This is a genomic window from Shewanella benthica KT99, assembly GCF_000172075.1.
Lineage (GTDB): Bacteria > Pseudomonadota > Gammaproteobacteria > Enterobacterales > Shewanellaceae > Shewanella > Shewanella benthica_A.
Genome location: NZ_ABIC01000048.1, coordinates 1 through 26,422 on the forward strand (window position 1 = coordinate 1; position 26,422 = coordinate 26,422).

Annotated in this window: 24 protein-coding genes, 1 pseudogene and 1 riboswitch; of the genes and pseudogenes, 24 read left to right on the forward strand and 1 reads right to left on the reverse strand. The window is 45.1% G+C overall.

What is annotated here, in order from left to right:
• Positions 1–41 precede the first annotated feature (41 nt).
• The 21 genes and pseudogenes from htpX to KT99_RS16895 all read left to right on the forward strand — a co-directional run bounded on the left by htpX (position 42) and on the right by KT99_RS16895 (position 23,981).
• Positions 42–938: a protease HtpX gene (htpX, locus tag KT99_RS16795; RefSeq protein ID WP_198402033.1), complete on the forward strand. Its 897-nt coding sequence runs from the start codon at positions 42–44 to the stop codon at positions 936–938.
• A 382-nt stretch (positions 939–1,320) separates the two neighbouring features.
• Positions 1,321–1,668, forward strand: coding sequence for a tetraheme c-type cytochrome CctA (cctA, locus tag KT99_RS16800; RefSeq protein ID WP_040572138.1), 348 nt, complete (start codon positions 1,321–1,323; stop codon positions 1,666–1,668).
• Positions 1,669–1,883: 215 nt separating this feature from the next.
• Positions 1,884–2,753 carry an MYG1 family protein gene (locus KT99_RS16805; RefSeq protein WP_005502366.1) on the forward strand — a complete coding sequence of 290 codons (870 nt, stop codon included), beginning with the start codon at positions 1,884–1,886 and terminating at the stop codon, positions 2,751–2,753.
• A gap of 325 nt (positions 2,754–3,078) precedes the next feature.
• Positions 3,079–4,005 (forward strand): PAS domain-containing protein, encoded by a 927-nt coding sequence (locus KT99_RS16810; RefSeq protein ID WP_005502371.1) that lies wholly within the window; start codon positions 3,079–3,081, stop codon positions 4,003–4,005.
• A gap of 7 nt (positions 4,006–4,012) precedes the next feature.
• The gene (locus KT99_RS23435) at positions 4,013–4,147 is read left to right on the forward strand and encodes an EAL domain-containing protein (RefSeq protein ID WP_005502373.1); all 135 of its coding nucleotides are present in this window, start codon (positions 4,013–4,015) and stop codon (positions 4,145–4,147) included.
• 97 nt (positions 4,148–4,244) lie between these two features.
• Positions 4,245–5,680 (forward strand): IS66-like element ISSbe3 family transposase gene (locus KT99_RS16820; protein ID WP_086017578.1). Its coding sequence is split into 2 segments (ribosomal slippage): positions 4,245–4,437 and positions 4,437–5,680, totalling 1,437 coding nucleotides; the frame shifts between segments, so codons are not numbered across the junction.
• Between the two features lie 26 nt (positions 5,681–5,706).
• Positions 5,707–6,300: pseudogene (locus KT99_RS16825) on the forward strand (EAL domain-containing protein); the annotation flags it as partial.
• A 305-nt stretch (positions 6,301–6,605) separates the two neighbouring features.
• Positions 6,606–7,499, forward strand: coding sequence for a uroporphyrinogen-III C-methyltransferase (gene cobA / locus KT99_RS16830; protein WP_005502377.1), 894 nt, complete (start codon positions 6,606–6,608; stop codon positions 7,497–7,499).
• Between the two features lie 85 nt (positions 7,500–7,584).
• On the forward strand, positions 7,585–8,658 hold the full coding sequence (locus KT99_RS16835) for a glycosyl transferase (RefSeq protein WP_005502378.1): 1,074 nt from the start codon (positions 7,585–7,587) through the stop codon (positions 8,656–8,658).
• The gene (locus tag KT99_RS16840) at positions 8,655–9,194 is read left to right on the forward strand and encodes an ANTAR domain-containing response regulator (RefSeq protein WP_005502379.1); all 540 of its coding nucleotides are present in this window, start codon (positions 8,655–8,657) and stop codon (positions 9,192–9,194) included. Before KT99_RS16835 ends, KT99_RS16840 begins: the two co-directional genes overlap by 4 nt.
• Before the next feature lie 364 nt (positions 9,195–9,558).
• The gene (gene nirB / locus KT99_RS16845; RefSeq protein ID WP_005502380.1) at positions 9,559–12,183 is read left to right on the forward strand and encodes a nitrite reductase large subunit NirB; all 2,625 of its coding nucleotides are present in this window, start codon (positions 9,559–9,561) and stop codon (positions 12,181–12,183) included.
• 27 nt (positions 12,184–12,210) lie between these two features.
• Entirely contained in the window at positions 12,211–12,552 is a 342-nt protein-coding gene (gene nirD, locus KT99_RS16850; protein WP_005502381.1) for a nitrite reductase small subunit NirD, read from the forward strand.
• 10 nt (positions 12,553–12,562) lie between these two features.
• A complete protein-coding gene (locus tag KT99_RS16855) occupies positions 12,563–14,029 on the forward strand; it encodes a NarK family nitrate/nitrite MFS transporter (RefSeq protein WP_005502382.1) in 1,467 nt (488 codons plus the stop codon).
• A 13-nt stretch (positions 14,030–14,042) separates the two neighbouring features.
• Positions 14,043–16,022 (forward strand): protein kinase domain-containing protein, encoded by a 1,980-nt coding sequence (locus KT99_RS16860; RefSeq protein WP_269764055.1) that lies wholly within the window; start codon positions 14,043–14,045, stop codon positions 16,020–16,022.
• A gap of 604 nt (positions 16,023–16,626) precedes the next feature.
• Complete coding sequence (locus tag KT99_RS16865) at positions 16,627–18,354, forward strand: beta strand repeat-containing protein (protein ID WP_005502384.1); 1,728 nt, start codon at positions 16,627–16,629, stop codon at positions 18,352–18,354.
• A gap of 533 nt (positions 18,355–18,887) precedes the next feature.
• Positions 18,888–19,433: a curlin gene (locus tag KT99_RS16870; RefSeq protein ID WP_232504318.1), complete on the forward strand. Its 546-nt coding sequence runs from the start codon at positions 18,888–18,890 to the stop codon at positions 19,431–19,433.
• 20 nt (positions 19,434–19,453) lie between these two features.
• On the forward strand, positions 19,454–21,457 hold the full coding sequence (locus KT99_RS16875) for a curlin (protein ID WP_005502388.1): 2,004 nt from the start codon (positions 19,454–19,456) through the stop codon (positions 21,455–21,457).
• A gap of 143 nt (positions 21,458–21,600) precedes the next feature.
• Positions 21,601–22,233, forward strand: coding sequence for a LuxR C-terminal-related transcriptional regulator (locus KT99_RS16880; protein ID WP_005502390.1), 633 nt, complete (start codon positions 21,601–21,603; stop codon positions 22,231–22,233).
• Positions 22,234–22,265: 32 nt separating this feature from the next.
• Positions 22,266–22,706 (forward strand): curli production assembly/transport protein CsgE, encoded by a 441-nt coding sequence (locus KT99_RS16885; RefSeq protein ID WP_005502392.1) that lies wholly within the window; start codon positions 22,266–22,268, stop codon positions 22,704–22,706.
• Between the two features lie 13 nt (positions 22,707–22,719).
• Positions 22,720–23,130, forward strand: coding sequence for a curli assembly protein CsgF (locus tag KT99_RS16890; RefSeq protein ID WP_005502393.1), 411 nt, complete (start codon positions 22,720–22,722; stop codon positions 23,128–23,130).
• A gap of 2 nt (positions 23,131–23,132) precedes the next feature.
• On the forward strand, positions 23,133–23,981 hold the full coding sequence (locus tag KT99_RS16895; RefSeq protein ID WP_005502394.1) for a CsgG/HfaB family protein: 849 nt from the start codon (positions 23,133–23,135) through the stop codon (positions 23,979–23,981).
• 219 nt (positions 23,982–24,200) lie between these two features.
• On the opposite strand, the gene KT99_RS16900 is transcribed toward KT99_RS16895, so the two are convergent.
• Positions 24,201–24,614, reverse strand: coding sequence for a TetR/AcrR family transcriptional regulator (locus tag KT99_RS16900; RefSeq protein ID WP_005502396.1), 414 nt, complete (start codon positions 24,612–24,614; stop codon positions 24,201–24,203).
• Between the two features lie 213 nt (positions 24,615–24,827).
• Here KT99_RS16900 and hinT point away from each other — a divergent pair, with 213 nt between their 5' ends.
• The 3 genes from hinT to KT99_RS16915 form a co-directional block, all read left to right on the forward strand.
• Positions 24,828–25,187: a purine nucleoside phosphoramidase gene (gene hinT / locus KT99_RS16905; protein ID WP_005502397.1), complete on the forward strand. Its 360-nt coding sequence runs from the start codon at positions 24,828–24,830 to the stop codon at positions 25,185–25,187.
• A 118-nt stretch (positions 25,188–25,305) separates the two neighbouring features.
• Positions 25,306–25,695 (forward strand): YcfL family protein, encoded by a 390-nt coding sequence (locus KT99_RS16910; protein WP_005502405.1) that lies wholly within the window; start codon positions 25,306–25,308, stop codon positions 25,693–25,695.
• 138 nt (positions 25,696–25,833) lie between these two features.
• Positions 25,834–25,950: riboswitch (TPP riboswitch) on the forward strand.
• A gap of 98 nt (positions 25,951–26,048) precedes the next feature.
• On the forward strand, positions 26,049–26,422 hold a 374-nt coding region (locus KT99_RS16915), incomplete at its 3' end, for a TonB-dependent receptor plug domain-containing protein (protein ID WP_005502406.1).

The following is a 26,422-nucleotide window of genomic DNA, read 5'->3' on the forward strand; positions in this document are numbered from 1 at the left end:
AATTGAAAAACTGAGAGTCTCTGAACTGACCAGATACTCATATGGAATGGTATAACTACCCAACAGGAGCTTATTTAATGCGTATTTTTTTATTAATTGCGACCAACATGGCAATCTTACTCGTGGCCTCAATTGTGATGTCACTATTAGGTGTTAATACATCTACCATGGGCGGTTTACTTGTTTTTGCTGCTATTTTCGGTTTTGGCGGCGCTTTCCTCAGTTTAGCTATCTCTAAGTGGATGGCTAAAAAGACCATGGGCTGCGAAGTCATCACTACACCTCGTGATAGTACCGAGCGATGGCTTGTTGAGACTGTCGCTCGTCAGGCTGAGCAAGCTGGTATCAAGATGCCGGAAGTGGCTATCTATCAGTCTGAAGAGCTAAATGCTTTTGCGACGGGTCCAAGTAAAGATAAGGCCCTTGTTGCTGTGAGTAGTGGTCTGCTTTATGGCATGAGTCAAGATGAAATTGAAGGCGTGCTTGCCCACGAAGTGAGTCATGTGGCAAACGGCGACATGGTTACCCTGACCCTTATTCAGGGTGTGGTTAACACCTTCGTTATCTTCGCTGCCCGTGTGGTGGCTGGCATCATCAATAACTTCGTTTCAAGTAATGATGAAGAGGGTGAAGGCCTGGGCATGTTCGCCTACATGGGCGTGGTATTTGTCCTCGACATGTTATTCGGTATTCTTGCCTCTATGATCGTGGCCTATTTCTCGCGTATTCGTGAGTTCAAGGCAGACGAAGGCGCAGCTAAACTTGCGGGTAAGGAAAAGATGATTGCGGCTCTCGAGCGTCTGCGTCAAGGACCTGCAACAGGTGCCATGCCTGCACAGATGTCTGCACTAGGGATTAATGGTAAGAAGTCTATGTCTGAACTGATGATGAGCCATCCTCCACTAGAGAAGCGTATCGCAGCATTGCGTGCTAGCTAGTCACTAGTCAGAAATTGCTATAAACCCAACGGGAGCCTTGGCTCCCGTTTTCACAGTTAGCTAGATGTTAACTACGCTTATATCATCGGGATATGGGAAATGCAGTTCACGCACTAGACGCTTATTCAAGAATACAGCTAAATAAGAATGAATATTATTACCATGGTTTTATGAGGTTTTCTTGCATAGTTATTAAGTCTTTTTACTGAATTTGATTAAGCGCACAGTTTCAAACTTGCTTTGACGATATCCTAAATCCAATAAAAGTTGCGTATTTGCAGTTCCTTAGCTATTTTATGCAATGTCGTGCTAAGACTGTTGAGAGCAAGATGGGGTTAACTAATAAAACTCCACTATGCTGTCATTATAAGAGGATATGATTGTGAGCAATAAATTACTAAGTGCATTATTCGGTGCTGCTTTGGCAGCATTAGCTTTATCACCAGTTGCTACGGCTGAGCCACAAGAGCTTGCAGAAATGCATGTAGAAATGGATGGCTGTGAAGCCTGTCATGAAGATGGTGAGCCTTCTGCTGATGGTGCATTTGAGTTTGAACAGTGCCAAAGCTGTCACGGTACACTAGATGAGATGGATGCTGTACACCAACCACATGAAGGTAATCTAATGTGCGCCGATTGTCATGCACCACATGACATGAATGTAGGCGACAAGCCAACATGTGATAGCTGCCATGATGATGGCCGCACACCAGAGTCTATCTTGAAGTAGAGCTGTAATAAGCTTATTTGATGATAGACATTGATTAAATGGGAGCCTAGGCTCCCATTTTTACGTTTGGATATATAACTTCGTTATAACCACTGTGTCGTACTGGATAACGATAATCAGCTATTGTCGACTGGGTTAATATAGAATCCACTCTATAATCTGTGGTAAAATTTTTATCTGCATCTTCTTATTTCTTCCTAAAATGATAAAAACTGATGAATGATATAACGATAGTAACCCACGACGGTAATTTTCATGCCGATGATGTTTTCAGTATCGCAGCACTTAAGTGTGTTTTTCCGGCTTTTAATCTCGTACGGACACGTAATGCTGACATTATTACCAAAGCAGATGTTGTGCTTGATGTCGGTGGTGAATATGATCCGAGTTTAGGCCGTTTTGATCACCATCAACGTGGTGGGGCTGGTGAGCGAGAAGATGGTATCCCGTATTCATCTTTTGGCTTAATTTGGAAAAAGTATGGCTTAGAAATATGTCAGGGTAACCAGGAGTTAGCCACATCAGTCGATGCTGGTTTAGTATCGACCATTGATGCTATTGATTGTGGTCATGTTACCGGTGTTTCCACAGGTATTAGCCTTAGTCACACCATCTCCATGTTTAATCCAACTTGGCAAGAAGAGGGTGACTTTGATGCCAGTTTTAACGAAGCGGTAGACTTTGCATCACGGGTGTTAGCACGCTTTATTGCTTCAGCTAACGGTGGTATTAGCGCAAAAGCGATTGTGGCTAAAGCGATTGATGATGCTGAAGATCCAAGAGTGATTGTATTAGAAAAATATACACCTTGGAAAAGAACGGTTCATGCCTTATCTGAAGCGGCTTTATATGTTGTTTATCCATCTCAGTCAGGGCAGTGGAGAGTTCAAACCGTACCCGCAGAACTTGGCTCATTCGAAGATAGAAAGTCGCTACCAAAAGCGTGGGCAGGATTAAACGGTACAGCGCTTCAAGAAGTAACAGGCATAGATGATGCAATGTTTTGCCATAACGGTTTGTTTATCGCTGGGGCAGAATCGTTTGCAAGTACCATGAAGATGGCAAGCATTGCACTCGCTGAGTAGTAAATACGCTTGACTGTCTGCAGCTGCTACAGTAAGAAATATTTGAGGTTAGTCTTTATAAAATTAAGGGCTAACCTTTAAGATAAGTAGATAAGTAAATAAGTAAATAAGTAAATAAGTCACTAAATCAAGTTTATTCTATATTTAGAAAAGATAGTTATGAGTGAAATCATGGTTAATTGAAGGACTCTAATTGCCATTTTTTAAAGCTAGCTTGAAAGCTCTGAACTAATTTGAGCATAGGCTTTAAATCACAAGTCTTAACAAGTGACAGCAGCATTCTTGTATCTCTCTAGGGTTAATTTCCAACAAGGAATGATAGAAAATGACGCCTGTAGAACTCAACAACTCAGTTAGGTTAAATTCATTTGATGAAAAATTGCATGATATCGAAATGTATCTCAATGCGGTTTTTAATAATACTGGCAACCCCATATTTGTAAAAGATGATCAGTGCAGATTGTTGCTTGTTAATGATGCTTTTTGCAAAATTTTTGGAATGTCTAAAGAAGAGATCATTGGTAGAACACTTGCCGAGCAAGTACTACCTGACGAGCAAGATCACTTTTTATCCATCGATAGAAAAGTGTTAACTGAAGGTAAAGAGATTTTATGCGAAGAAACACTGACACCGATAGGTGAGCAAACAAGAACAATTCTGACAAGAAAGAATAGATTCGTAGACTCTAAAGGGAACTTCTTTCTGGTAGGAGTCATTCACGACATCACTGAACGTAAACAGTCTGAAGAAAAACTTAAACTCGCCGCCAGTGTATTTTCGCATTCCTGTGAAGAGATCTCTATCACCGATGAAAAAGCCACGATTATCGAGGTTAATGACGCCTTTACGCGTATAACGGGTTTTAGTCGTGAAGAGGTTATTGGTCAAAACCCACGAATTCTCCAATCGGGACGGCACTCTCCTGAATTCTACACTGCTATGTGGAAAACTTTATTGAAAGATGGTTACTGGTCTGGAGAAGTTTGGAACAGGCGTAAAAGTGGCGAAGTATATGCCGTCATGAAAACGATCAGTGCGGTATGTGATGAACGCGGAATCACGACTCATTATGTCTCCATCGGTAACGACATTACTGCGATGAAAGAACATCAAGAAGAGATAGAGCATATTGCCCATTATGACATACTGACTAATTTGCCGAATCGCTCATTACTCGCAGACAGATTATCACAAGCCATGCTGCAGTGCCGTCGTCACGAGTTGTCACTTTTTGCTCCATTATCAGCCTAAGGTTAATATGAAAACGGGTACTGTGGCCGGTGTAGAGGCACTTATTCGTTGGCAACACCCAACGCGAGGGCTATTACACCCTATCGATTTTTTACCCGCTATCGAAAATAATGCCATGAGTATAGAGTTAGGTGAATGGTAACCGTTCACCAGCCCCTTATTGACACGATCAATTGATGATCAATAAGGTTTGGTCATATCGCTATTGAACGATCTCTTTGCCGTGTCAAAATAGCTTCATGAAAAAGAAAAAACAATTCGCAACAGAGCCGCCTACGGTTGCTGAACTCGGTGAAAAAAAAGCAAACTTACTCATTCAAGAACTGTGGGAAAAGTTACGTGAATATGAAGACCGCCTAGCATTGAGCTCTAGAAACTCATCCAAATCACCATCCTCTGACTCCCCTGCGGATAAGGCTGAGCGAAAAAAGCTCAAACGCCTCGTAGTGGAAATAAGGTTGGCGCTCAACCTGGACATACGGGGCATAAAAGACCATTAGCGGAACTCAGCGCAACCGATGAGCAAGTCGCTTGCTTACCCGATTCATGTTGTTCTGATTGTGGTGGCGAGGTCATTGCCAACCCGACTCCAAGCTATCGTCATCAGGTATTTGAATTACCTAAACCTGCACTTGATATAACTGAATACCAGTTATTTCACGGGCGTTGTCAGCAGTGCAACACCGTGAGCAAAGGAGCCTTGCCTGAAGAGGCTCCCGATGGTCAGATGGGGCCACGATTGCTCAGTTACGTGGCTGTGCTCAGTGGCTTGTATCACCTGAGCGTACGTAAAATTCAACGTTTACTGCAAGACCAATACGGGACTCATTTCTCTATCGGTCTGATTTCTGAAGCGCAAGGGCGAGTCAGTAGTATGCTGACGCCGACACACCAAGCTCTGCATCAACACATAAAAAAAGCGTCATTAGTGCATGTTGACGAGACGACGCACAATCGTAATGGTGAAGAGCATACCCGCTGGGTCTGGTTGTTATCGAGTGAGGATGCCGTATTCCAACAGGTGAAATATTTTCGTAATAAGGATGCAGCCAAATCGATATTAGGCGAGCATACCCAAGCGATTGTCGTGAGTGACCAATGTCCCAGCTACAACTGGATTGAGCCCGAACGGCATCAATTTTGCCTTGCCCATGTGCAGCGTAATTTACAACAAATGGCCGATTATTCAGGTAAGGGGCTTACCGCGAGTATCGGCAATCGACTGGTATTGCTATTCAAGTCCGTATTTCGCACTCAACATAGATATGAAGCCGGTGACGTTGACGAAATAATGTGGCGTCGGCGAATGCAACGACTAAGGCGCAATATTAAGCGCTGGCTTGAGTGCGGGGAAAATGTGCCCGCTTCACGCTACTCAGGCCGATGCCGGCATATTCTCAAATATGAGCAAGGTTTATGGGTTTTTCTCAATCACCCAGGGACACCTTTGACCAATAACGAAGCCGAGCGTTGTTTGCGTGGCAGCGTGATCATGCGCAAGATCTGCTATGGCACCAGTTCAGATAGGGGTGAGAAGTTTCGATCTCGGATCCTCTCAGTCGTTGAAACGTGCAAGAAGCGCAAGTTATCCCCGATAACAGTGATCAGCACTATCATTGCGGGCGTGGTGGGTAAATGCGACTACCCAGACGTATTTGGACTAACCTCAGCTTAGTCAATCCCCCTCTGGTGAATGCTTACGGTGAATGGGTCATCGATACCGCACTGACACAAATCAGCCGATGGCAAGAGTTGGGGCTAAAGTTCCTCGTAAGGACTAGTGTCAATATTGCCGCAATACAATTACAGCAACCTGATTTTACGCAGAGACTAACGACACTGCTAGCGACCCACCCAGATGTTGAACCATGCTATTTAGAGCTAGAGGTGCTGGAAACAAGTGCCTTAGATGACGTACAACATGTTTCAAAGATCATGGAAGCTTGCATAGCGATGGGGGTCAATTTTGCTTTAGATGATTTTGGCACAGGCTATTCATCACTGACTTACCTGAGACGATTACCAGCAAAACTGATTAAAATTGACCAGAGTTTTGTGCGGGATATGTTGCATGATGCTGATGATTTGGCGATTGTCGAAGGCGTGATTGCTTTAGCTAAATCATTCAATCGAGAGGTGATCGCCGAAGGCGTGGAAACGATTGAGCACGGCACAGCACTATTAAAACTTGGGTGTGAATTAGCACAAGGTTATGGCATAGCTAAGCCCATGCCAGCAGGAGATATTCCTGAGTGGATAAGTGGCTGGCGGCCGGATATTAGTTGGCAAACTTGAACAAACTCTCGAGCTTTTTTTGATGGCAGTCGTAGCAGCAAATTTTGTCTTTGCTCTATAGCAAGCCTAATGGTGCCAATAAGCCGTAATCACTCCCCCTCTTTCCTCTACTCATCCTGCGTGTGATCCGTGAGCCCCATATTGGTGCAACTTCTTACTGCTTTTACCTACTGATTGCACTCTCTTTGCTCATTTTATCAAAAAATAACACCGCATATTTTTTTATTGTTAATTATCAATCGATTGAATGTTGGCGTGTTGGTTGCAATCTTATATTTATCGCGAACATAAGTGGATGATATGAGATGGAAAGTGCCGATATTATTGAATTGAAACATAGCCACAATGTAAACCTCGGGGATATCTCACCCTCGCACAGAGTGGCTATTGTTGGCGCGGGTTGCGGTGATGTTGAGCTATTGACGCTTAAAGCCGCGCGTCTAATCTCCTCTGCGGACGCTTTGATCTATGACAGCCTGGTCAGTGAAGATATTCTTGATCTGGCATCGAATGAGTGTGAGATGCACTTTGCCGGTAAGAGGTGTGGCATGCCCAGTGCCAAGCAAGATGATATCAACCGGTTGCTGCTGGCTTGTGCGAAGCGGGGACTCAAGGTCGTACGATTAAAAGGCGGCGATCCCAATGTATTTGGCCGTGGCTGTGAAGAGGCCATATTTCTGGCTAAGCAGGGTATCGCCAGTCAATTTGTTCCCGGTGTCACAGCCGCACTTGGCTGCGCCGCCAGTGCTGGGATCCCGCTGACTCACAGAGGAGTGGCAAGGTCTGTAACCTTAGTGACCGGCACCGTCATCGATGATTCTTGCCAGACTGGCGTAGGCTGGCAGGCTCTGCTAACTGCGCAGTCGACGCTAGTATTTTATATGGGTAAAGAGCAGGCGGCGCATATCGCACATGGCCTGTTAACGGCGGGGGCAAGTATCAAACTGCCTATGGTGTTTATCAGTAGCGGGGCTAGAGTCGAGCAGAAACTCAGTTTTGCAACCTTAGGGACTATGGCCGAAGTGGCCAACCAGCTCCAGGTGTCGGGTCCAACTTTGATGATTGTTGGTGAAGTGGTTTCTGTGGGGCAAGAGCTTGCGGAGCTAATCAATCAAGTCGAATACAGCAATACTGATGTCGTTGCTAGTGATAAAAGTATGAGTGAATCTGCTGAGGTTCTTCTGCCGATACAAGCATGAGTTTGATTGTGGTGAGAAAGGTTATCTTTCATTCATTCCTTTATGTCTTTGTTTTAAATTGAAATAATAAGAGGCTGTAGACTCTATGAAGAAAGCCTATCAGGGGTTAATAAAAACATTAGGGCGAGGCGCAAAAGGCTCCCGATCTTTGATGCTCAGTGAGGCGCATTTTCTTATCAAAGGTTTCTCTAACGGCATTGGCACTAAGGTGCAGCTCGCTGCGGCGTTAATGTTGATGCGGGTCAGGGGAGAAACCTGTGAGGAAGTTGCAGGTGCGGCCTTGGGGATAAAATCCAGCATCAGTGATAAATGGTCAAATCTCGATGTGAGCATCGACTGGCCCTGTTATGCAGGAAAACGTGAATTATTGCCCTGGCTATTACTCGCCGCAAAAGTACTTGCGAATCAAGGTGAACGGGTACTGTTGCACGGAGATCCTAGATCGCTCAGTCATAGAAAGCATATTGCGGCTCATGTTGAGCAACTTAATATTCCTAAGGCGAGTAATCCTGAAGAGGCTCAAGCTGCATTAGATTCAGTGGGGATTTGTTATGTCGATGCCGATAGTTTCTCGCCCTTGGTTGCGCAATTTCGCGAATTACATCAAGAACTAGGTTTAAGAAGTCTGTTCCAGATAGCCATTCGCTGCACTAATCCGGCCAATGCTCCTGTTAGCCTGCGTAGCTATTTTCATCCTGGTCTGGATAAGATGCATGCCAAGGTCGCTAAGCTAATGGCCCATGCGTGTTTACTCAAAGGTAGAGTCGGCATTTTTAAAGGAGTGCAGGGAGAGACTGAAATTAATCCCAGGATCTCCACCGAGTTGACCATAGCATCACGGGGTGACAGCCAGGTTATTCATCTTCCCACCCGGCTCGAAGGTTTTGTTGGCATGAACACCTTGTCATCAGAGCTTGCTCTTTCACCGCAGCAAGCTTGCCTGATATTGAATCAGATTTGGCAGCATAGTGAGGCTAGTGACACTCGCCGTGGGAGTCATTCAGAGTATTCGTCATCAGTATTAGTACCATCTAAGCTCGAACAAATTGCCGAGGCGAGCGTTATCAGTACACTGTCGGCAGTTTATCTACTGCAAGGTCAGTGTCAATCAGTGTCACAAGCTGAATCTTTAGCCGAGCAAGCCTGGAGAATGAGATGACTATTTATACCTGTTTTACAGATCAACCTGATGAGCTTCATATCCATGATACTCACTGGAAAGTTATTAGCTTAACTAAGTTACAGGATATAGAGCGAGTACCTCTTTGCAATGAACAAGATCTTCTCGTTTATGTTTGCTCAGAGATGATTGGCGTCGATCTTCAACTGTTGTTACGCCTGATGCTATTCTCTCCCATTCCGTTGGTGGTGAATGCTAAGTGTTGGCAGAAAGAGGATCTGACCAGATTACTCGAATGTGGCAGGGTGACATTTGTACCCGGTGAGTTTGAGCCCGCTAGACTAGAACAAGTCATAGAACTGGCAAAGCTGAGGTTCAGCCTGGCCAACGAGCAGCAACAGAAGATCCTCCAATTAGAATCATCATTAGAGGCGCAAAAGTTGCTGGCCAAGGTGAAGGCGAGACTGCAGCAAAACGGATTGAGTGAACCTCAAGCCCATAAACTCTTGCAAAAACAGGCGATGGACAGCGGCATCTCTGTTGAGCAGCTGGTTCAACAATTGCCATTGAGCTAAGCTTTCATTTATCTATCGTCACTCTTCGACTCTCATCATTTCAAAACCTCACTATTTTAAACCTATCCATTTCAAACTTAAGCATTTCAATTCCGCCCAAAATGGTGCAGAAGCGCCTTGGTTGTGCGCTCACTCATTTTACTTTTTACCAATCAGCTTGCCAATAGCAATATAATCAATAGCTTACGTTTGGTGCTTTATTGGCATAATCACTGCAATAAGTAATAAAGTAATAAGCTATAAGACAATAAGTAAAATAAAAATTCGGATCTAATCGGCAATGGCGCCATGTTCTCATTTGAGAGCATGGCGCCTTTTTGTTTTCTAGCAGATCTGCAGTTTCAAAAAGAGATGGGAGTGTGTTATGGGTTGTGCAAAAACAGATTTGGAGCGTAAGCCTAGGTTACTCGTCGTGGGTAACGGCATGGTTGGCCATCATTTTATAGAACAGCTTTGCGATCAAGGGCTCAATGAACACTTTCACATAGAGGTATTTGGCAGTGAGCAAGTCGCTGCCTATGACAGGGTGCAGCTGTCTAAATATTTCGAGACAGGCAGTGCCGATAGCTTAATGCTGGCAAATGTCGATACCTATGCCAAACAGGGAGTGACCTTACACCTTGGCAAAAAGGTGACCGGGCTCGATACCGAGAATAAGTGCCTGCATACCCAAGATGGTGATTTGTGGTTTTATGACAAACTCATGTTGGCTACGGGTTCTTACCCCTTCGTACCTCCTATCGAGGGCAAAGACAGGCCCCAGTGTATGGTGTATCGCACCATAGAAGATCTGGAGCAGATACAGCAAGCCGCCGATAAATCCACATCCGGAGTGGTGATAGGTGGTGGCTTATTGGGATTAGAGGCCGCCAATGCCTTATTGACCTTAGGGTTAGATACTCATGTTGTTGAGTTTGCATCTCAGCTGATGCCTGTACAGCTCAATGATAAGGCGGGTGACCTTCTGCGTGACAAGATTGAGCAGCTGGGGGTGTCGGTGCATACCAGCAAGGCGACCACGGCTATCGTCGCCGGTGAGTCGGCGCTGCATCGGATGAATTTTAATGACGATACCTATCTTGAAACAGACATGATTGTCTTCTCCGCCGGTATTCGCCCACAGGACAGTCTAGCCAGACAAAGCGGCATAGAAGTGGGCGAGCGTGGCGGCATAGTCATCAATGATTTCTGCTTAACATCAGCCGATGATGTTTACGCCATAGGTGAGTGTGCCCTCTGGCAGCAGAGAATATTCGGGCTCGTCGCCCCGGGTTATCAGATGGCGAGGGCGGCGGTATCTCATATTAACGCCGCTGCTAACAAGGCTGGCACACCTTCGAGCTTAGTGAAGTTCGAAGGCGCCGATATGAGCACTAAGCTTAAGTTGCTTGGGGTGGACGTTGCTTCAATCGGTGAGAGTCGTGGGTTTGACAAGGCCCAATTTGTCGAGCTTACCGATAATCAAGCCGGTACCTATAAGAAGCTCTGGTTAGATGAATCAGGCCGTTATCTCAAAGGCGCTGTTTTGGTGGGGGACGCCAGCGATTACAGCTTGCTGCTGAATCAATACTTGTCCGGTGATGAGCTGGAAGGGCCCGCTGTCGACTTACTGCAGCGCGAAGAGGGCGCCGGCTTCGAGATGAAAGATAACGCCATTATCTGTTCCTGTCATCAGGTGACTAAGGCTGACATAGTCGCGAGCGTTCAGGCCGGATCCCATAGTCTGACTGAGGTGAAAGCCTGCACTAAAGCGGCGTCAGGTTGTGGTGGTTGTAGCGCCTTGGTTCAGAGTGTGATCACTCAGACCATGGAAGAGCAAGGCTTAGAGACTGAGAAGGGGATCTGTTGTCATTTTGAATACGACAGACAGGAGCTGTTTCATCTTTGTCAGGTTGAGGAGATAGGAGATTTCACCAGCCTAATTAAGACTCATGGCAAGGGGGAAGCTGCCGCTGTGGGCCTAGGTTGTGATATCTGTAAACCTGTTGCCGCGTCAATATTTGCCACCTTAGAGAACGAATACGTACTCAACATTCAACATGCCAACCTACAAGACACCAATGATGCCTATCTGGGCAATCTTCAGAAAGATGGTTCTTACTCTGTGGTGCCTCGTATCGCCGGCGGCGAAATTACCCCAGACAAGTTAATCGCCCTGGGTGAGATTGCTAAGCGTCACGATCTTTACACCAAGATCACCGGTGGTCAACGCATCGATCTCTTTGGGGCTCAGCTTTCTGATCTGCCGATGATCTGGCAAGAGTTGATTGAACAGGGATTCGAGACGGGCCATGCCTACGGTAAGTCTTTAAGGACGGTTAAGTCCTGCGTCGGCAGCACCTGGTGCCGCTATGGCGTCCAAGATTCAATCAGTTTAGCCATAGACTTGGAGAATCGTTACAAGGGTCTACGCGCCCCACATAAGATCAAATTCGCGGTATCGGGTTGTACCAGAGAATGTGCCGAGGCTCAGAGTAAAGATATCGGTGTGATCGCCAGTGACAAAGGCTGGAACCTGTTCGTGGGTGGCAACGGTGGCATGCGACCTCGTCATGGGGATCTGTTTGCAATCGATCTATCGACAGCAGATTTAGTGACCTATATCGATCGTATCTTGATTTTCTACGCTAAGACTGCCGCCCGTTTACAGCGTACTTCGGTGTGGCTCGAATCCTTAGAGGGAGGACTGGATTACCTTAAGTCTGTGGTCATCGATGATTGTCTGGGAGTGGCCGCAGATCTGGAAGCTCAGATGGAAAAAGTCGTCTCGACTTATCAGTGTGAGTGGCGCACCAGTCTGGAAAACCCTGAGTTCCTATCTCGATTCAGTGAATTCGTTAACCCTGAAAAGAGGCCCAAATTGAATGTGGAACAATATCGCTATCGCCGCGGACAACGTTTCCCGGTGGGCTCAGTAGGCACGATTGCAGTGACTAACTTGCCCAGTGATACATCCAAAAACGTCGAGCTAGTTGAATTATCTAAGTAAGGCCATTGGCTTAAAGGAGTGACAAGTATGAATTGGGTCAATATTTGTGAACAAACAGCATTGCCTGACTTTGGTGGGGTAGCGGCTTGGTTTGAGGACAGGGCCATCGCCATTTTTAACTTAGGCGAGCGAGGGTTATTTGCTGTGGATAATATCGACCCGGCCACCGGCGTGAGTCTATTATCCCGCGGGCTTATCTGTGATCTCGAAGGGGATATTTTTGTCGCATCGCCTCTGCATAAACAACATTACAGTTTGCGTGATGGCTCTTGTATCGAAGATGAGTCGTTAAGTGTCGAGGTCTACCAGATCAAGTGCGAAGCCGGCAAGGTGCTGGTAAAACGTGCTGGTAATCATTCATTAGTATAAGGCGGTTATGATGAGTTCTGATAAATTTAATCTTTTCTCCTTCTCGGGGAAAATGAAAATAATGCACCTCAGCTGGATGGCCTTCTTCGTCAGTTTTATGGTCTGGTTTAATGCCGCGCCTCTGATGGGGGTGATTGCCCTAAGCCTGGGATTGACCAATGAGCAGATTAAAACACTGCTTATACTGAATGTGGCGTTAACGATTCCCGCGAGGATCATCATCGGCATGGTGACCGATAAATATGGCCCCAGACTGACCTATTCGGCGCTGCTAATCTTGTGTAGCTTTCCCTGTTTCATGTTCGCACTCGGGGAAACCTTCGAACAGTTAGCGCTGGCGCGCTTCCTACTCGGCTTTATCGGTGCCGGGTTTGTTATCGGTATTCGTATGGTGAGCGAATGGTTTCCGGCGAAAGAGTTGGGAACGGCCGAAGGGATCTATGGCGGTTGGGGCAATTTCGGCTCGGCTGCCGCGGCGTTTACCTTACCCGTTATCGCCATCGCTTTTGGTGGCGATAACGGCTGGCGCTATGCCATTGGGTTAACGGGCATGATGAGCTTTGTGTTCGCCTTTATCTACTACTTCAATGTTTCCGATACGCCCAAGGGTTCTACCTACTTTAAGCCCAAGAAGGCGGGCGCCCTTGAAGTGACAAGCAAGGGCGATTTAGCCCTGCTTATCCTGATGAAATTGCCCATGTATGCCACCTTGGCATTACTCGGCTGGAAGTTGTCACCAGAGGGCGTCGGCATGTTCACTCAGATAGAGGTCTATGGTATCTATGGCATCTTGGTTGCTGTGTTAATGCTCGACTTGTATCAAACCTATCAGGTGAACAAGCATATCTTCGATGGCCCTGTACCCGAGTTTGAGCGCTATCCCTTCAAGCAAGTTGCGGTATTGAATGTACTGTATTTCTCGACGTTTGGTTCAGAGCTCGCCGTGGTCTCTATGTTGCCGCTGTATTTTGCCGAAACCTTCGAGCTTGGGCTGACTCAGGCGGGCATGTTGGCGTCCACTTATGCTTTCATGAATCTGGTTTCGCGACCGGGAGGCGGCTGGATAAGTGACAGGTTCGGTCGTAAGCCGACCCTGATGATTTTGACTGCGGGCTTAGCTCTGGGTTACCTTGGTATGGCACAGATCACTTCGGATTGGGCGTTACCCTTGGCGGTGATCATGGTGATGACTTGTTCTTTCTTTGTCCAAGGGGGTGAAGGGGCGGTATTTGCCGCCGTTCCCTTGATTAAGCGACGATTAACCGGTCAGATTGCCGGTATGACAGGAGCCTATGGTAACGTTGGGGCAGTATTTTTCCTAACCGTCTACTCTATGGTGTCTACGCAAATCTTCTTCTATGTTATCGCTGCCAGTGCGGTGCTGGGTCTTGTGAGTCTGCTGTTTCTCACTGAGCCTAAGGGGCATATCGCCGAAGTGAATGAGGATGGTGAAGTGACCTTGATCAGTGTCAATTAACCAGGTAAAAGATATGTCAGCATCGGGCCTAGCGTCATTGAGTAAGAGTCTGGTTGAAGATGATTTAACCTCTAAATCTGAGCCTGTTTTACGTGAGGAGCCGACTTTAGGTGTAGAGCAGTCTGTCGATGGAGAGCTGCCTTTGAATGGCGAGCTTGAAATCGGGGCGGGTCAGTGCTCCGCTCAAGGGGCTAAATCCACCAATGAAGATGCCATCGGCATACGTATCCCCGATGGCTTGATGCTGACAACTAAAGGCGCCGTGTCGGTCATTTGTGATGGTGTCAGCGCCGCGGAAGCGGCAGAGAAAGCCAGCAGCATAAGCATCAGTAATTTTATCTCTGATTATTATTCGACGCCGGATACCTGGAGCGTCGAGAAATCCAGCTCTCAGGTACTCACCGCACTGAATCGTTGGCTCTATGGTTTGGGTCAGGACTATCGAGAGGCGCAGCGGGGCTATGTATGTACCTTTACCGCCCTTATTTTTAAATCTTGCAGTGCTTATCTGTTCCATGTCGGCGACTCCAGAGCCTATCGGTTCAGAGCCGGCAAGCTTGAGCGTCTGAGCCGAGACCATGTGACAGTGCTTGGTAAGAACAAGCGCTATCTGGCGAGGGCATTAGGTCTAGATGTGAAACTGGACGTGGATTACCGCAAACTCGAGTTAGTGCGAGGCGATCTCTATCTGCTGACAACAGACGGCATTCATGACGTTATCGGTGATCAAGACTTGGCGGTTAAATTGTCTGAGTTTATGTCTAAACTCAAATTTGAATCTAAAGCAGGCTCTAAATCAGAGTTTAAACCAGAGTCTAAACCTGAATCCAAAGCAGGCGCTAAACCGGAGTCTGAAGCAGGCTCTAAACTAAGGCTTAAACCAGAGTCAGATGCCGCAATCGATCACGATGAGTTTTGCAGACGATTGTGTGCTCAGGCAATCGATGCAGGCAGTCTGGATAATGTCAGCTGTCAGCTGTTATCCATAGACACATTACCTAAGTTAAATATCGACGATCTCTATCAGAAGCTGTCTAAGTTACCTTTTCCTCCGCCATTGTCTGAGGGGATGAAGCTAGACGGTTACCTGATAGAAGAAATTTTACACCAGAGTCAGCGCAGTCAGGTGTATCTGGCATCCGATGCCGATGGCAACAAGCGTTGCATCAAGACGCCATCGGTTAATTATCTCGATGACGCGGCCTATATCGAACGTTTTATGCTCGAGAGTTGGATAGGCCACAGGATAAACAGCCCGAACGTGGTGAAGTTATTAGACCGGGACCGGGCCAAAAGTGCGCTTTACTATGTCACTGAGCATCTCAACGGCATGTCATTGAGTACCTGGATCACGCGTAATCCTAAGGCTTCGGTGCAGGAGGTCTTGCCGCTGTTAAAACAGATAGAATCCGGGGTGAGGGCGTTTCATCGTAAGGAGACCATACACCAAGATCTTAAACCCGATAATATTCTACTGACCTATGAAGGCCAGATTAAGCTCATCGATTTTGGCTCCTGCTATATCAAGGGCATAGCCGAGATTGCCACGCCTCTTCAACGGGATAGTATCTTAGGCACCGCAGACTATTCCGCCCCCGAGAGTGTATTGGGTTACCGGGTTACCAACAAAGCCGACCTGTTTTCCATGGCGGTGATCACCTTCGAGATGCTGACCGGGCAGTTGCCCTTTAAAGGAAAGTTGTCACAATGTCGCACCAGACAAGATTACCTTAAGCTGGTTTATATTCCGAGTTATGAACTCAATCCACTCATTCCCTTGTGGATGGACCCAACACTGAAGAAAGCCTTAAGCTTCGACCCCGCTAGTCGTCAGGTCGATACCAGTGAGCTGTTATATGAACTTAATCAACCACTGGCGAATTGGGACAAACCGGAAGTCGGGCGCTCATTGTTAGAGAGGGATCCCGTGAGGTTCTGGCAAGGTGTCTCGGTATTTTTTGGCTTGAGTACCTTGCTATTACTGTTAAGTTAAAAAACACCCCCTATTATCACCAGGCATATTTTGATCTTCCTAGGGCACAATATGCCCTAGGAAGACATAATTCAGCAAGAAACTCTATTAAATTGGTCTTGGAATATGCCGAAATGCCAAAAAGCCAGAGGCTGTACCGAGCTAATTTTAGTTGGTTGAATCAGATGTAATTTAAATAAAACAGTTACTTAAAACACATTGAGTGTTTTTAAATCTGCTTGAAATTACTCCCCAACAATATCAAAATCGGTAACTGAGCCATTACGCTTTTACATCTAAAGTCGTAGTTATAAAGTCTATACCCCCCTCTGATTTCGATCCTTTTGGTTAAGTAGTGTTAATACTCGTGATGGATGTTGTCATTTAAATTATTCCGCATAATACTCAGCAATTAATCTCGATAACAACTTAATGCAGTCCGTTTTACAGCCTAATGGAATTAGGCTTCCTATATCATTATCGAGCTAATGATAGATTTTAGTAGGACATGTTTAGAGACATTTAGGCTCTAAACACACAACTCGGTATGACCTTGTGAGTTCGCTAATTGGTGATAACGCTTTGTCAGCCTTTAACTAAGCTATAGAAAAGGGAAAACAGGGAAATGAAACATTCTAAAATTGCGCTATTAGTTTCGGCGGCACTATTTGCATCATTTGGAGCAAATGCTGCGAGTACAGATAATACAGCTACAGTGAATCAAGCGGGTAATACAAACTTAGCTTCAGTTACACAAACTGACGAAAGTGTTGAAAATATGGTCGCTATCGATCAAGTTGGTAACGGTAACAAGGCTTATGCTACTCAGGCCAGAACTTCAGATACCACTGCGACAATTAGTCAAACAGGTAATGATAACCTGGCGATAGTAGATCAAATGGATGCAACCGAAACATCGACTGCGAGTGTCGATACTACGGGTGAAGGAAACAAAGCATATATCACTCAACAGCTTAATAATGCAGACTCTGCATCAGCATCCATTGTCCAGGTTGGTGATGGTAATACGGCGACAATAGATCAGAATGATGCCGATGGAGCTGTTTCAAGCATTACTCAAAACGGTAATGGTGATACCGCCGTAGTGGATAACTTCTGGTCAGATAATGCAACAGCGACAATTGAACAGAATTTAGGCACGGGCAATAGCGCGTATATCTCTCAGAATGACTCAGATTCAGCGTCTGCTAACTTAATGCAAACTGGCGCAGGAAACACAGGTGCAATTAATCAAAATACCGGCAATGGTATGCACGGAGCAGGTACTGACACAACAAGTGCATCGTTGATACAGTCTGGCGATGATAACAACAGTGTTGTCAGTCAAACAGCTATGTACAACAGTGCTGTAGTCCTGCAAAATGGCAATTTAAACACAGCTAACGTTACTCAGAGCGCTGAATCAAATGGTGCTGACGTAGCTCAAGATGGTGACTCTAATACTGCGACTGTAGCTCAAACCGCTATGGGTAATACTGCAGATGTTGATCAAGTCGGCAACGGCAACACTGCAGATGTCGATCAGAGTGGCCCAAGTAATGGTGTGACTATCGCGCAAACAAGTTCTGGCAGCTTTGCCCAAGTTGCTCAAACGGGTGAAAGTAACGGTGCTACAGTCACTCAAACTGGTGCGGACCATTCAGCCATAATCACACAGAATGATTTTTCAAATACAGCTGCAGTGACTCAGTCTGGTCTTGGTAATGGGCTAACACTTACTCAAAGTGGAAGTGATTTGGGTACTGGTAATACGGCTACTGTTAATCAAGATGGTGATAACGATACAGCTACATTGAGCCAAACTGGTAATTCAAACCAAGTCGTGATCGCTCAAAGTGCTAACAGCTATGATAATAGTATTTCAGTGATTCAATCTGGTGCTTCGAACTATGCTGGTGCCGCTACTGAATTAGGTGGTGGCAGTTCCATCACTATCACTCAGACTGGTACTAACAACAGTGTTAAGAATAATGACAATGCTAGTAATTATTATGGTTCAGATATAGGCGCGGGTACTTACGGTGCTAATAACATGCTAGTAATTAGCCAATCAGGTAATGATAACACTGCTTATGCTGATGCATCTCATGATAATTCATCTGTTGATATAGCTCAATCAGGCGAGTTTAACGATGCGACGGTTGAGTCATGGTTCGGTAGCGAAAATGACCTGTCTGTCAGCCAAACTGGCGATTATCATCTTGCTGATGTCTATGTTGTAGGTGGTTCAATGAACTCTGTAAGTGTGACTCAAACAGATTCCTACAATACAGCCAACGTGACAAGTTCTGGTTCTAATAACCTTGTTATGGTCACTCAGGGTACTATGTAATAAAAGGTAAGTTAAAGCTTATCTTAGCGTTTTGAAGGGGCTTCGGCCCCTTTTTTATGACTTAGGCTAAGTGCCGTTAATAGCCTAGATTGGCGTCACTAATCTTGTATGCTTCTTTATCCCCCTTTCATTGCTTTATTGTGTTTCACATTCTACGAACAAAAGTATCTTATTGCGCTTAATAGCCGTGTTCTTGATGCTTGACTTGCCATAAGTCACCATCCTCAAGAGTAATTCATCAATCCTGAATGTAACTTGCTTAAACAATCCGCAATAAAAATCAAACAAGTGTTCGGTTATGTACGTTACTACTTGTTCTTAATCATGAATGATCTTTTAAAGTGAAACTGCCTATCTTTTATGAGGTATTTACAAGCTACGAAATGCCTATTTATAACTAGTATAAAGGTATTAGTCCTCTAGTCAGAATAGCTTGTTTGAGCCATCTGGCTTCATACTTTTGGATGATGATGTTCCCCCCTGTTAACGACATACTAACGTCAATATTTTGACTGGCTGAAGCAGGACGCAAGATGTTGTCTACAAACATGGATAAAACGGGAAAGAGCTTGTTGAATCACTGGGGGAAACTCTTGGTGATCACCGGATTGTTTTTATCTCCTCTGGTCTACGCAGATGAAGATATCAGTAGCTTTGATGAACTCTCGGGTGCAAGAAATCTAGCTTTAGTCAACCAGATAGGCGATAGCCATTCTGCGAATATAAGCCAGCAGGGTATGAGTAATGAGCTATATCTGGCACAGACTGGTTATAACACTTCACTTATCGCCAGCCAACAAGGAGTCAGCAATGAAATTCTATTATTGCAATCAGGCTCTGATATCGAAGCGAGCATACAGCAAACGGGTTACGGCAATCTGGTTATAGCCAATCAACTTGGTACGGCTCTAGAGATAGATGTAACTCAAAATGGCTATGGTAATCAGGCCTATATATATCAAACAGGATACGAAAACTCAGTTTGGATTCAGCAAAATGGTTCCGGGCATGTAGTCAGTGTGGCTCAGTGGGGCAGTTCACAAACTGCTGTCATCACTCAGGGCCATACATCTAACTAGGGAAAGGAAGAAAAACTCAAATGAAGCAGACCAAAATCGCACTGGTAGTATCAGCAGCACTCTTAGCATCAACAAGCGTTTATGCCGCAGATAGCACTCATAATGTAGCGGAAGTCACTCAACTCGGCGGTGTGCAGAACACGGCGACAGTGACTCAAGCAGATGCGAGTTCATACAACAAAGTATTAGTGAACCAGGAAGGTTCAAATAATACTGCGACAGCAACTCAAGCGAGAACAACAGAAACAGAAGCTCGCATCAACCAGCAAGGTGATGGCAACACGGCAACTGTCGATCAGCAAGATGCGACATCTTCGGCGTTGGCGACTGTTGACTCTATCGGAAATGAAAATACTGCGACTATCATGCAGAAGCTTAATAATAAGCAGTCTGCATTAGCGTCAGTGGCTCAAAATGGCAATGACAATACAGCGAGCATTACCCAGAATAATGCCGATGGGGCAATCTCTGCAATTACTCAAAATGGTAATGGCGACACGGCTGAAATCAACAACCGTTGGTCTGACTTTGCTAACGCCATAATCGTGCAGAACACGGGTGCCGATAACGATGCATTCATTTCTCAAGACTCTTCAGATGCAGCTGTAGCCGAGTTAACTCAGACGGGCGCCGGTAACGATGGTGATATCCTGCAGAACACCGGTAATTTTGACCATGATGGTGGGACAGATTCTACCCGTGCCGATCTGATTCAGTCTGGTAATGAAAATACGGGTTATATAGAGCAGTTGGCACAGAAAAACAGTGCCAGTGTTAGCCAACTCGGCAACAATAACGATGCACGTGTAAGCCAGAGTGCAGCAAGAAACTTAGCGTCACTGGATCAAACAGGCAACTCAAACAAGGGTGTTATTACCCAAACGGCTAAGCGTAATGCCGCTATGGTTACGCAAACTGGTAACGGTAATGACGCTACAGTTACGCAATCAGCAAGACGCAATTCAGCCGATGTCACTCAGCTAGGTAACCTTAACATCGCCGAAGTGACACAATCAGCTAAAAGAAATGAAGCTATTGTTTATTCAAATGGTGAAGTAAACCAAGCATACGTTACTCAGTCTGCACGTGACAACTTGGCAGATATTAATCAAGACGGTTATTTGAACATTGCTAACGTTAATCAGACTGCGGCTGATAACTTAGCCGATGTCGACCAAACAGGTGATGAAAACACAGTCGACATCGATCAAACTGGAACCGAAAACTCAGTAACGGTTGATCAGAACAGCTTCGGAAGCTCGGCCACCGTACTGCAAACGGGTTCACTTAACGATGCAAGTATCACTCAAACTGGTGATGAACAGACGGTTAACGTAACTCAAAATGATCTCTCCAATATTGCGAATATCGACCAGAGCGGCGCGAGTAACTCATTAACCTTAACTCAAGGTGGAAGTCTTGAAGGTTCGGGTAACACGGCCACTATCAATCAAGCCGGTACTAATGATACAGCGCTTGTAGCACAGACTGGTAATTCAAACACAGTGCTTATCGACCAAACTGATTTTAGTTTCGGTAATAGCATCAGTGTGACTCAAACGGGTAGTGATAACTATGCCGGTGCTGCCACTCAAGGTGGTAACGCGAGTGAAATCATCATCGTTCAGTCAGGTACAGGTAACCGTGTTTCCAACAGCGCGACTGCGAGTAATTGGTATGGCGATGACTTAGGTGCGGGTACTTATGGTAATGACAACATTATCCATATCACTCAAAAGGGTACTGAAAACTTAGCTTATGCAGACGCTGCCGATAGTGGTTCGCAAATTGATATCGCTCAGACTGGCGAGTTTAACAGCGCGACTGTCGAGTCTTTCACTGGCGCTGGTAATGATATCGATGTGGTTCAATATGGTCAGCATCACGTTACTGATATCTATGTTGAAGGCGGTGCTGGAAACATTGTCAGCGTGAGTCAGTATGATGCATACAACACGGCGAATGTGACCAGTTACGGTTCTAATAACCAGGTGACTATCATGCAAGCTAGTGTGCCTGAGTAAGAGTGTAAAAGCCGAAAAGGATGCTAAGCACCCTTTTCGGCTATATAAATAAAATGAATAGATACATTTGTCACACTAGTGTGGCTTAATTGTTACACTGAAGACCTCAGGCACAGTAAATAATACGACATGGAGTCAGCTGTATGTTTAAAGTCATAAATTGGATTGTTGTTTCACGCTCTCAATTACTTGCCGATCTTCTGGATACACGTTGGCCTCAAGAGTTTTTGGTTAAGTTAGTCAAAGTGACGCCAGAGAAAGTTGAGACCGAGATCAAGAAGGGAGGTGTTTCACTTATCGTGATTGACTTAGCCACGGTTGACGTACAAAACGCTTATCAAATTCAGCGACATGTCGAGAAAGATTATTCCTCGAGAGTCGTATTCTTACACTATCCCAGACAGATCGATGCTCGTTTCCTTATCCATCCAACAGTGACTGCCGGTATTTTCTATTGTGATGCTTCATTAGAAGATGTTGGACAAGGCTTAGCCAATATTTTGCGCGGCAAGTCTGTTATCCCAGCTCAGTTAATCCATAACAGTGGCGATGACCAATCGAACCTGGAAGGAAGTGATAATCTTACCATTCGAGAAAGAGAAGTCCTGCAGGCACTGCTCAGCGGTAGCACTAATGTCAATATCGCGAGTCAGTTGTTTGTGAGTGAGAGCACCATTAAAACTCATCTCTATCGAGCATTTAGAAAAATAGGTGTTTCTAGTCGTGGTCAAGCGATAGCGTGGGCACAGACGCACCTTCACGAGGTCCATCTGTGAAGCGAGTGGTTTGCTTTTTACTTTTGTTCAATATGGCCTTTTTCATTTCGGCGAACGATTTACCTAAAGTAGAAATCAAATCGAAGCAAGCTCTTGAATCTCAAAATATCAGTGATGCAAAGCCAAAGCGAGAGGCTGATCTTGTTGATGGCTTGATTTTAAATAGAGCTATGACCCGGGTTGGCCATCGATTTTATCGCGAGTTTGTCTTGGCATACAGAGACATAGGTGGGATTTCATCGCATTCAGGCTTGAGTATTGTCGAGCGTGCAACGGCTCGTAGTGGCAGTAAAATCACTATTTTACACAATAGAAAACCAATATATATCACTGTGGTATCACCTGTGAGTCGTAATATCGATGATCAGGCTGCTGCTGCGGCTTCCAGGGTGAATCAAACTTTGAGACAAAATAAGAAACAGGCAAGTTGGGCACAATTTTTAGACCCAGATCTTGCTCCAGATGAATTTTAGACAGGGATCGCAAATGAAGAAGTTCAGATTACTGGGAAGTGGCATAGGATGTTGCCTGATAGGATTCTCCGTCAGCGCAACTCAATTAATCTATACGCCTGTAAATCCCAACTTCGGTGGCAGTTATCTAAATGGTTCTTACCTTTTAGCTAATGCTTCAGCACAGAATGACCACAAGACCAGTTCAGGCTATACACCGCCAACGGCGCTCGAAAGAATGGCCAACTCGTTAGAGTCTCGTTTGATGAGTCAGTTGTTTAACGATGCGGCTAATGGCGGCGAAGGTTATCTTAAAACAACGGATTTTGAGATTAATGTTGTCAATGAAGATGGCACCTTGCTAGTGCATATCACAGATTTAGTCACAGGTGAAACAACAGTGATTGAAGTCGGTGGACTCGTCAATACGGGCACGGGGGGCTAAATATGAAGAAGTTAATAATCAGTGCAGCCTTGTTGCTTTTGGCTGCTTGCTCGAGCACGAGTGAATTTGAAGGTATACAAGCATCGTCGAGCCTGATGCCTAAGAGTGATACCTACTATGATCTTATAGGTTTACCTCTTCCACAGGGGAGTATGGTTGCCGCAGTCTATGATTTTCGCGATCAAACGGGACAATATAAGGCCATACCATCGAGTAACTTTTCGACGGCAGTCCCTCAGAGTGGCACTGCATTCCTTGCTCAGGCGCTGAATGATTCAAGTTGGTTTATACCTGTTGAGCGTGAAGGACTACAGAACCTGCTGACCGAGAGAAAAATTGTCAGAGCGGGTCTTAAAGGCGAAGCGAATAAACTTCCTCAATTAAGCTCAGCACAGATTTTAATGGAAGGTGGTATTGTCGCCTATGACACTAACATTAAAACCGGTGGTGCAGGGGCGAGGTATCTGGGCATAGGTGTGAATACTAAGTTTAGGGTCGATACAGTAACAGTTAACTTGAGAGCCGTAGATATCCGCACCGGGCGCTTACTCAGTAGTGTAACCACGACTAAGTCAATACTGTCTAAAGAGGTTTCTGCCGGAGTATTCAAGTTTATCGATGCTCAAGACCTACTCGAATCTGAACTTGGTTATACCTCAAATGAGCCGGTGAGTCTCTGTGTGGCTCAAGCAATTGAGAGTGCCGTGGTGCATATGATAGCCGATGGGATCTGGAAACGCGCCTGGAACTTAGCGGACACTGAATCAGGCTTGCAAAATCCAGTGTTACAAAAGTATTGGCTAGAAGCCCACACAGAAGCAAGAGTGAGTGAGCGCATTAAGCAGGGATAGACTTTTGCTTTTGTTGTATCTGTTCTTGTCATAAAAGCGCCTACGGGCGCTTTTTTATTGGCTAACAACTGTTAAGTCGTTTGTGCAAAAGTATAAAGATTACTGCTTGTTAATGTCTATGAGAAAGGTGGTGTGGTTTACCTGATTAAAGCCTAAATAGAGATGTTAGAAGCTAATGCCTGCTACTCAATACCTCAATACCAGGCCCATTTTTACCGATTATTTAGCTTTCAATCTTTCAGCATGTAAGAAAGCAAATCCTTGTTTCAGGAATGAAAACTCTTCAACATCGGGTAAGCTCTCTACACTTGTTAACATTTGAGAGAAAGCGGAATCTATCATGAGGCGATCTGATAATTTCAAATAGTCGTAAACTACGGGTCTAGTGACGACGGTGAAATCAACGGATAGCTCTTTATATCTTTGCTCTTCGATGGCGGTAGTGTTTTCAACTAACTCTCGCATACACAATGCCGCTAACAATGAGTTTTTATCACTAAAAGATTGGTACTGAGCGGCTCTCGAGTAACCCGCTTTCTTATGTACATCGGACATGTTCAAGGCAATCATGCCTTTTTCTCTTATCAGCTCACCGGCAGCGTCGAGCAGAGCGGTCTCTTTATTTGTCAGCATTGAATATATACCCTTAAAATTTCCATTATTAAAAAGGGTTTAGCTCCTTATGTCAACTCCTTTGTATACACATGTGTGTAATTTGTTGTGGGTTTGGGTTTGTGTTTTTGGATGATTTTATAGTCGCTTGTTTTTACTCTTTACTCCCATATCCTCACAAGTTATAAATTTATGCGTATACTGTGGCAACCCTAATGAAAAGAGGACAGTTCGATGGCTGAAGAAACTATTTTTAGCAAAATCATTCGACGTGAAATTCCCGCAGATATCCTATATCAAGACGATTTAGTCACGGCATTCAGAGACATAAATGCCAGAGCGCCGACCCATATATTGATCATCCCCAATCATTTGATCCCGACGACAAACGATGTAAAAGCATCGGATGAGAAGGCGTTAGGTCGTATGGTCACGGTCGCCGCAAAATTGGCTGAAGAGGCCGGGATTGCCGAAGATGGCTATCGCATCATAATGAATTGTAATAAGCACGGTGGCCAAGAGGTGTTTCATATACATATGCACTTACTCGGTGGTTGCTCTTTAGGTCCAATGTTAAGCATTAACAGCCAGTAGAGAGCGAACAATGCAGGTCAATTCAGATTTTTTCCCATTGACTTTTTGATCGATTAATCTCTGGCTGCAAGCTACTGACTGAGACATGAATCAGCAGTGGTAATTTGGAGTGAATGAAATGAAAAAAATTGTTTTGGTGTTAGCATCGGCGCTTATTTTTACGGCGTGCGCTCAGCACACTGCGGGTGTGATGGCCAGCTCTACTGGTGAAGTCAGAATCGATAACAGCAGTTTCGCTCGTGACGTTGCAGTCGAGCAATTAAAGGCTCGTCAACAGGGGGATCTACTACAAGGCTCTGGGGTGATCATGAGTAAGGTCTCCACTGATTTACGACTGCAATACAAATTTACCTGGTATGACATCAATGGTTTTACCTTGGAAGATGAAGCCAGCTCATGGAAGTCATTGAAGTTACATGGCATGCAGCGTATGCAAGTCATGGCGGTTGCGCCCAATGCTAACGCCGTTCGCTATGAGCTATATGTGAGAAAAGCTTTTTCTAATTAATCTTTTGTTGAGTAAACGCGTATTTCGATGAAATAGGAAAAAGTCTTCTTGGCTGACGTTTTTTGTGATCCAAGTGTGGGTAAATTCATCATATAATGACATATATTTGTCAATGCCTTGTTTTATTCATGTATAATCCCGCCTGCCAAGGGGTGAGACTGTTATTTTAATATACCAGTTTCTGAGATGTCAGATGACAAACCCTTTGAACCTGATCCGGCTAATACCGGCGTAGGAATGGGCCAATAGGTTTGATGCTTTCGAGATGTCTGTTAAAGACATCTGTAGTCGACTATAACATCCTTTCTCGCTTCTCCAGTTGCCGGATCTCAAAAATTATAATTTGGGGTCCTATGTTTACACTTAAATCTTTATGTTTCGATTCTACCGTCTTGAAGAAATTTTCTCCGGTAGCGCTCGCGGTATCGACCGCACTAATCAGCCCACACGCTTTCGCTTCTGAACCAACAGAGACACCTGCTTATGAGATGGAAGTCATGGTGGTGACCTCTGATTTTCGTGGCTCGACACTGGATAAAATGCCGTCGAGTATTACGATTATCGATCAGCAGCAGATAGAAGACGAAGGCGCGCAGCACTTCGAAGATGTGCTTAACTCCATCGCGAACTTTAACTGGTCCGGCGGCAGTTCTCGTCCTAAATATTTCCAAATTCGTGGTGTCGGCGAGCAGGAGGAATACCAAGGCGCGCCGAACTCATCTGTTGT